Genomic DNA, 7378 nt, shown 5'->3' on the forward strand with positions numbered 1-7378 from the left:
ATGGTATTAATAGCTCGGTTGCACAAATTTCTCACTGCTACAGTCGATCGCACATCGCGATCGCACACAATATTTTGGTTGACTCTGAGCTTGACATTTGCCACAGTTTATGCTATTTTAGGACTCAAGCAAGTCTTTAGCGCCGAGTATATGGTGCAAGACGATGCGAGGCAGCACGTTTTCTGGATGATGCGGTTTGTCGATCCTGAATTATTCCCCAACGATTTCATTGCTAATTATTTTCAATCTGTCGCCCCCGCAGGATACAGCACGCTCTACAAATTAGCAGCAACAGTTGGCATTCACCCGCTATTATTTCACAAAATATTGCCACTATTTCTCGGCTTAATCTCCACCTATTACTGTTTTGGTCTTTGCCTAGAAATGTTGCCAGTGCCGATGACTGGATTTATTGCATCTTTGCTGCTAAATCAGCATATGTGGATGACTGATGATTTGGCTTCCACAACGCCAAGAGCTTTTATCTATCCGATATTTCTGGCTTTTTTATATTATTTGTCGCGCAGTTCGTTGCTGCCTTGTTTGGGGGCGATCGCGCTGATCGGACTATTCTATCCTCCTTACGCCTTGGTTGCTGCTGGAATTTTAGTTTTGCGCCTGCTATGCTGGGAAAAGGGCAGTTTGCGCTTGTCGGGCGATCGAACAAATTACCTATTTTGCAGTACAGGTTTGGGATTAATATTTTTAGTAATGCTGCCCTATGCTTTAGATAACTCTGAATTTGGCCCAACTTATACCGCAGCAGAAGCGAAGCAAATGGCCGAATTTGCACCAGGTGGCAGAAATGCTTTTTTTCGCTCAAATCCGGTAGATTATTGGCTGACAGGGCGGGGTAGCGGGATGTTTCCCAAGTCGCTGTTTACGCCTGTAACTCACTGTGTCGCGCTGTTATTTCCGCTACTGCTGTTTTTGCGATCGGTTTTTCCCTTAGCAAATCAGATTCAAAGCAAAATCTGGCTTTTGCTTCAGCTATTTCTAGCCTCCTCGGCGATGTTTTTTGCGGCTCACGCTACCATTTTTAAGCTATATCAACCAGGTAGATATACAGCTTACAGCTTGCGATTTATTGTTGTTTTAATAACTGCGATCGCCCTCACTTTAATTATCGATGGAGTCGGTCATTGGGCATCAAAAACAGCAACAATATTTCATTTAAAAAATCTAGTGGCACTAATTACGACAGCGACAATCGCTATCGCCGTTGTCTTTTATCCCGCCTTGGTCAAAAAATTCCCAACTGTCGGGTATGTAGAAGGTAAAATGCCAGCTTTGTACAATTTTTTTGAGCAACAACCTAAAGATATATTGATTGCTTCGATCGCCACCGATACGGATCATTTGCCAACCTTTAGTCAGCGTTCGGTTCTGGTGGCAAAGGAATATGCAGTGCCGTATCAGAAAGGCTACTACAGCAGATATCTGCAGCGACTTAACGATTTAATTCGCGCTCAATACACTCCCGATCGAGCTGTATTGCAAAATTTTATCAATCAATATGGAGTTGATTTTTGGATGATAGATCGCAATGCTTTGAGTCTTCAGTATATAAAGGATGATGGCTGGCTAAATCAATTTGATTCTATACCGGAGGCGAGCCTTTCTCTCGAACAAGGGAAAATTCCCGCTTTAGCTTCAGCAATGACAAGTTGTGCGGTTTTTCAGAATGAAATTGTAGTGGTTTTGGATGCGTCTTGTATTGTGAAATAGGCTGGGAGTTAAGGCGAGGCAGAGCCTTGGGATATGTGTTCTTAGGAAGAGCCTGGGAACTAGAGATAACTGTTCGGATTTTGAAGCTACAATTGCTGCATGGATCTTCTGTAGGAGCGATCGCACAATGCGTTATAATTCCCATAGGAGATAATGGTGTAGCTCAATGACACAAGTTCTCGATCGCGAAATTCTCGATGGGCGAGTGGTGCTCAACGGCACTTGGGAGCAATTCAAGTTAATCCAGAAGGTTTCGGAAGATTCCCCTGGCATAAAGTTGTCTTTTTTTGCAGGGGCGATTGAGATTCTGATGCCGGGATTCCAACACGAAAATTTTTCGGAAATCATTGGTTACTTGGTGACTACTTTTCTGCTGCAACAAGGTATTAAGTTTTACCCTTCTGGTTCAATGACGCAGGAGAAGACGCCAGAAGCTTCTACTCAAGCAGACAAATCGTTTTGTTTGGGAGAACCTAAGTTGATTCCCGATTTGTCGATCGAGGTGGTTTATACTAGCGGTGGACTGAGCAAGTTGCCAAAATATCGAGCTTTGGGCGTGCCTGAAATCTGGTTTTGGGAAGATGGCACGCTGCGGCTGTATCATCTTCGGGAAGATGGCTACGAGCAAGTAATTCAGAGTCAACTGTCAGGATTGGAAACGCTGGATATCGATTTGCTAAGACGCTGCATTTTAATGGGTGAAACTGATTTGGCTGAAGCGGTTAAGGTTTTCGGCCAGGGAATCTCGACTGTCTGCGAATGAAATAGACATCTCCAATAATTATTGTGGAACAGGCATCTTGCCTGTTCAAAGCTTGCTTTTTTGGAGATGTTTAATAGAAAATCCAGATATCTGACTTCTTTAATAAATCGGATATTTGCTGTTTCTGGTAAGGAGAAATATAGTCCTTTGTAGGGCAATTCCCCTATGGTTGTCATCCCCTGTGGGTGTCTTCCTGATAAAAGCTGAATATATATCCAGGGTCAAGTTCGCAGACAATGAAAATTGCACAAAAGCTCGATCGCCAATTATCTCTTCAACAAAAACATGACAACACTTTACGTCAACCCGCTAACAGGCAGCGATTCCGCGGCCGGCACTCAATCGGCTCCATTCAAAACTATAGCCCGCGCGATCGTCGCCCGCGCTGCATCGGGAACTACGATTCAGTTAGCACCGGGAACTTACAGCGCTGCTAGTGGTGAAAAATTCCCCTTGGAAATTCCATCGGGAGTAAAAGTTATTGGCAATGAAACTAACAAAGGTAGAGGCATTCTAATTCAAGGCAGCGGCAAATTTGTCAGTCCCACCGCTGCCAGCCAAAATATCACGATACTGCTAGCAACTAATTCCCAATTGCGCGGAGTAACTGTCACTAATCTTGATAGTCGCGGCACGGGAGTCTGGATTGAGTCAACTTCTCCGACTGTGGCTAACTGCACTTTCACACTTTGCAAGCGCGAAGGCGTTTTTGCCACGGGTAGCGCTAATCCTGCGATTCTCGACAACATATTTGTGGCAAACTCTGCGGCTGGGGTGATTATGGCGGGAACTGCTAAGGGAGTAATACGGCGCAATATTTTTCAAAAGACGGATTTCGGCATTTCTCTGCAAGCTCAGTCGGCTCCTTTGATTGCTGATAACCAAATTTTGGAAAATCGCTCCGGTATAGTTTTAGCAGGGGAATCTAAGCCGATTTTACGCAATAATCGCATTGAAAAAAATACGGAATACGGTTTGACTGCGGAGGAAAAGTCGCTGCCAGATATGGGGAATGCTAAAGATTTGGGCGGCAATATCTTTCAGAATAACGGCGAATTCGACTTGCAAAATGCGACTGGGGTTAAGATTTCTGCGGTGGGAAATCAGCTCAATTCTTCGCGGGTGAAAGGTTTATTTGATTTGGGCAATGTGACGCCAACTCCGACTCCTGGAGGGCTAAAATTTAGCGACATCAGCACGCATTGGGCTAAGGATTTTATCGATCGCTTAGCAAAGATGAATATTGTTAGCGGGTTTCCCAACGGCACTTTTCAACCTTACGAGATTGTAACTAGAGCTCAGTATGCGGCTATGTTGGCGAAGGCGTTTGAATTGGTGCCGCGCCGTGAGGCGACGGTTTTTAAGGATGTGGGGGCGGATTTTTGGGCCAAAGGAGCGATCGACCAAGCTAATCGAGCTGGGTTTTTGGCTGGATATCCAGACAGCACGTTTCGCCCGGAGCAGAATTTGACTAGAGTTCAGGCGATCGTATCTTTGGTAAACGGCTTGCAGTTGGGCGGCGGCAACCCCAATTCTTTGAGCGTTTATGTCGATCGAGCTCAGATTCCCAGTTTTGCCACCGACGAGATAGCAACCGCCACAGAGCGCAAAATCGTGGTCAACTATCCCGCGCGCGAAAAGCTTTCCCCCGCCCACGACATCACCCGTGGCGAGATATCCGCCCTCATCTACCAAACTCTGGTAGCCACAAAGCGGGCCGAGCCAATTAACTCTCCCTACATCGTCTAAGGGAATTGGGAGACAAGGGAGAGGGTAACTTGGGGTACAAATAACTCACATCTTGCACCATTCTTAAGAACAGGCAGGATGCCTGTTCCACAAAGAGTAGATTTTCTTGTGGGGCGTAGGGGTTGGGCAGGAGATCCCGCCCTGAAATGATTATGGAGAATGGTGCAATATCTCAGAAGAACCAACCCATCTCCCCTCCCCCTTGTCTCCGATTGCCTCACTCTCACCCACTCTCACCCGCTTCCCCTCTCCCAAGTCTTGATTTGCTAGTACCCGAATCGTTTTATGATTAAACATTAAGAAATTAAGCAATCCTTAAGGTTCGACTGTCAGATTATGGCTAAAATTCAATTCTCTCGGGGTATAGACGAAGATGCTGTGCCCGAAGTGCGCCTAACCCGTTCTAAAAGCGGAGAGCAAGGCACTGCCACGTTTATCTTTGAAAATCCCAAAGCTCTCAGCAGCACCAGTACCGAAGACATTACTGGAATGTACATGATCGACGACGAAGGCGAACTCCTCACTCGTGAGGTTAAGGCTAAGTTCATCAACGGTCAGCCTGCGGGTTTGGAAGCTCTTTATCTAATGAAAAGTTCCGCAGAATGGGATCGATTTATGCGTTTCATGGAACGCTACTCGGAAGCCAACGGTTTAGGATTTAGCAAGGCATAATTGATGGGGAATAGGGCATGGGGCATGGGGCATGGGGCATGGGTTATTGGTTATTAGTTATTTGATAATGAATAACTAACAACGAACAAATCACAACTAACTGATGACTTCTTCCCTCTTCCCTTTTCCTGATTTCCTCTTCGTTCTTGCTTCTTTCTTTTTCCTTAAATATCTGTTATATGACGCAAATTCCTCACCCCGACTTATCTAAAATAACCGTAAATTGTGCTATCATTACTGTTAGCGACACGCGATCGGCAGAAACAGACAAGAGTGGCTTGTTAACCAAGAAGCTGCTAAAAGATTCGGGTCACTCTGTGGTAGCTTACACTGTTGTTAAAGATGATGCGGCCAAAATTGTATTGCAAATGCAGGCTTTTTCCCAGCGTGAAGATGTGGATGCAATCATTTTTAACGGTGGCACGGGCATCGCTCCCCGAGATACGACCTATGATGTGATGGAAAGTTTGCTAGACAGGATTTTACCAGGATTTGGGGAGATATTTCGGTTTTTGAGCTATCAAGAAATTGGTTCGAGGGCGATCGCCTCTCGCGCAGTTGCAGGCGTGTATCAAGGCAAGTTAGTCTTTTCTCTTCCTGGCTCTAGCAATGGCGTGAAACTAGCTGTGGAAAAGCTAATTTTACCGGAATTAGTTCACTTGGTGACGCAGTTGCGCGGAGGGTGAGGGCGGGAGTTGGTTTTTGTGCTGGCATCCGGTATGGGCGCTCGATCGAGCTTTGACTCGATCGCCTTTTGGTAAGTTAATCAGGACTTACGCTCAGAAACCCGGTTTCTAGCCTACCGTCGATCGCTCGCAGATAAATTTCAGGGTGCAAGGTCGATCGATATACACTAGAAAGATTGTGTATCGCCAGTTTTGCAATGACAAGCGAATTTCAAAGGTGCTACCCGCCACGTGATTTATCTCGCGCAAATCAATCCAAAATCTAAAATCTAAAATCCTCACGCCCCCGAATTTATCTCGCGCAAGTCAATCCAAAATCTAAAATCTAAAATCTAAAATCGAATGACGCTGCCTACCGGATCTCGTTCTCCTGCTTTGTTCCAAACGCTTTCGCTGGTAGCTGACCCGATCGCATTTTTCGATCGCTCCTGGGCCAAATACGGCGATACATTTACCGCCCGCGTGTTGGGGCCCGCTTCGCCCCCCGTAGTGTTTCTGGGCAGTCCAGAAGCGATTCAGGCGGTGTTTACGACGTTAGCCGATGCCTTTGAGTTTGGCAAAGTAACCAACGTATTTCGCCCGCTGGTGGGAAATGAATCCCTAATTATGAATGAAGGGCCGCGACATCTGCGACAGCGACAGCTATTAATGCCCGCGCTGCATCGGGAACAGTTGCACAGTCAAGGGCATTTGATTGTTGATTTGACGAAAAAGCAGACGATCGACTGGAAAGCCCCAGATGCGATCGCAGTCCGCGAAGAAATGTCAGAAATTTCCCTGCAAGTAATCTTGCAAGTCGTGTTTGGATTAGTGCCGGGAGAGCGCTACGAACGCCTGAAACACTTGCTCAGCAGGCTTTTAGAGGCGATTACCTCTGAGCTGTACTCCCTACAATTTTTCTTTGAACCCTTGCAGCAAAATTTGGGATCTTGGAGTCCGTGGGGGCAGTTTTTGCAGCAGATGGCGGAGATTGACTCGCTGATTTATGCGGAAATTGCCGAGAGGCGATCGCAATCTCTCGATTCGTCTCGCACGGATATTCTGTCGGTGTTGATGATGGCCCGCGACGACACCGGCGAATCCCTCGGCGATCGAGAATTGCGCGATCAGTTGATGACGCTGTTGTTATTGGGACATGAAACGACTGGATCGGCCTTGACTTGGGCGTTTTACTGGCTGCATCAGTTTCCCGAATGCCTTGCTAGGTTGCGGCAGGAATTGGATGAATTAGGCGAGAATCCCGATCCGATCGCGCTTTCGCAGTCGCCCTACTTAACAGCAGTCTGCAAGGAAGCGCTGCGGGTTTATCCAATTGCCTTAATTTCGCAGCCGCGCAAGGTGAAACGGACGATCGAACTCGAAGGCTATACATATCAACGGGGAACGATTTTAATCCCCTGTGTCTATTTGGCCCACCGTCGCCCTGAAACCTACGAAAATCCCGCCCGGTTCAATCCCGATCGCTTTTTAGATCGCAAGTTTTCCGCCTCTGAATTTTTACCATTTGGAGGGGGGAGTCGAAGCTGCATCGGGATGGCGTTATCGATGTTTGAAATGAAGCTCGTTTTAGCAACGGTGCTGTCTTCCCGTGAGTTTGTATCGAATATCGATCGGCCAATTCGTCCGGCGCGCCGGGGAATCACCTTTGTGCCGCCCGATCGATTCCGATTAACGGTTGTGGGCGATCGGCGTTAAATGAGAGTGAATTAAATAACTTACAATTTTAATTGTTATTGTGGGATGGGCGTCCCGCCCGTCCAAAAAGGACGGGCGGGACGCC

General features: G+C 46.7%; 6 protein-coding genes. All 6 read left to right on the forward strand.

Annotated features, from left to right (window positions below):
• The 6 genes from QUB20_RS21205 (at position 1) to QUB20_RS21230 (ending at position 7293) form a co-directional block, all read left to right on the forward strand.
• The gene (locus tag QUB20_RS21205; protein ID WP_333249251.1) at positions 1-1728 is read left to right on the forward strand and encodes a hypothetical protein; all 1728 of its coding nucleotides are present in this window, start codon (positions 1-3) and stop codon (positions 1726-1728) included.
• A 166-nt stretch (positions 1729-1894) separates the two neighbouring features.
• Positions 1895-2491, forward strand: a complete 597-nt coding sequence (locus QUB20_RS21210) for a Uma2 family endonuclease (protein ID WP_333249248.1) — start codon at positions 1895-1897, stop codon at positions 2489-2491.
• A 285-nt stretch (positions 2492-2776) separates the two neighbouring features.
• Positions 2777-4240 (forward strand): DUF1565 domain-containing protein, encoded by a 1464-nt coding sequence (locus QUB20_RS21215; protein ID WP_333249246.1) that lies wholly within the window; start codon positions 2777-2779, stop codon positions 4238-4240.
• Between the two features lie 336 nt (positions 4241-4576).
• Positions 4577-4912: a photosystem II reaction center protein Psb28 gene (psb28, locus tag QUB20_RS21220; protein WP_333240570.1), complete on the forward strand. Its 336-nt coding sequence runs from the start codon at positions 4577-4579 to the stop codon at positions 4910-4912.
• A 179-nt stretch (positions 4913-5091) separates the two neighbouring features.
• Complete coding sequence (locus QUB20_RS21225) at positions 5092-5598, forward strand: MogA/MoaB family molybdenum cofactor biosynthesis protein (RefSeq protein WP_333240568.1); 507 nt, start codon at positions 5092-5094, stop codon at positions 5596-5598.
• 342 nt (positions 5599-5940) lie between these two features.
• Positions 5941-7293, forward strand: a complete 1353-nt coding sequence (locus QUB20_RS21230; protein WP_333249242.1) for a cytochrome P450 — start codon at positions 5941-5943, stop codon at positions 7291-7293.
• Positions 7294-7378: the final 85 nt, after the last annotated feature.

Source organism: Microcoleus sp. B4-C2, assembly GCF_036705265.1.
In the GTDB taxonomy this organism is placed as follows: Bacteria; Cyanobacteriota; Cyanobacteriia; order Cyanobacteriales; family Microcoleaceae; genus Microcoleus.

What these genes read in the sequence shown, in the direction of transcription:
- QUB20_RS21205 (WP_333249251.1), top strand. Translation starts at nt 1, where the DNA reads ATGGTATTAATAGCTCGGTTGCACAAATTTCTCACTGCTACAGTCGAT.
- QUB20_RS21210 (WP_333249248.1), top strand. Translation starts at nt 1,895, where the DNA reads ATGACACAAGTTCTCGATCGCGAAATTCTCGATGGGCGAGTGGTGCTC.
- QUB20_RS21215 (WP_333249246.1), top strand. Translation starts at nt 2,777, where the DNA reads ATGACAACACTTTACGTCAACCCGCTAACAGGCAGCGATTCCGCGGCC.
- psb28 (WP_333240570.1), top strand. Translation starts at nt 4,577, where the DNA reads ATGGCTAAAATTCAATTCTCTCGGGGTATAGACGAAGATGCTGTGCCC.
- QUB20_RS21225 (WP_333240568.1), top strand. Translation starts at nt 5,092, where the DNA reads ATGACGCAAATTCCTCACCCCGACTTATCTAAAATAACCGTAAATTGT.
- QUB20_RS21230 (WP_333249242.1), top strand. Translation starts at nt 5,941, where the DNA reads ATGACGCTGCCTACCGGATCTCGTTCTCCTGCTTTGTTCCAAACGCTT.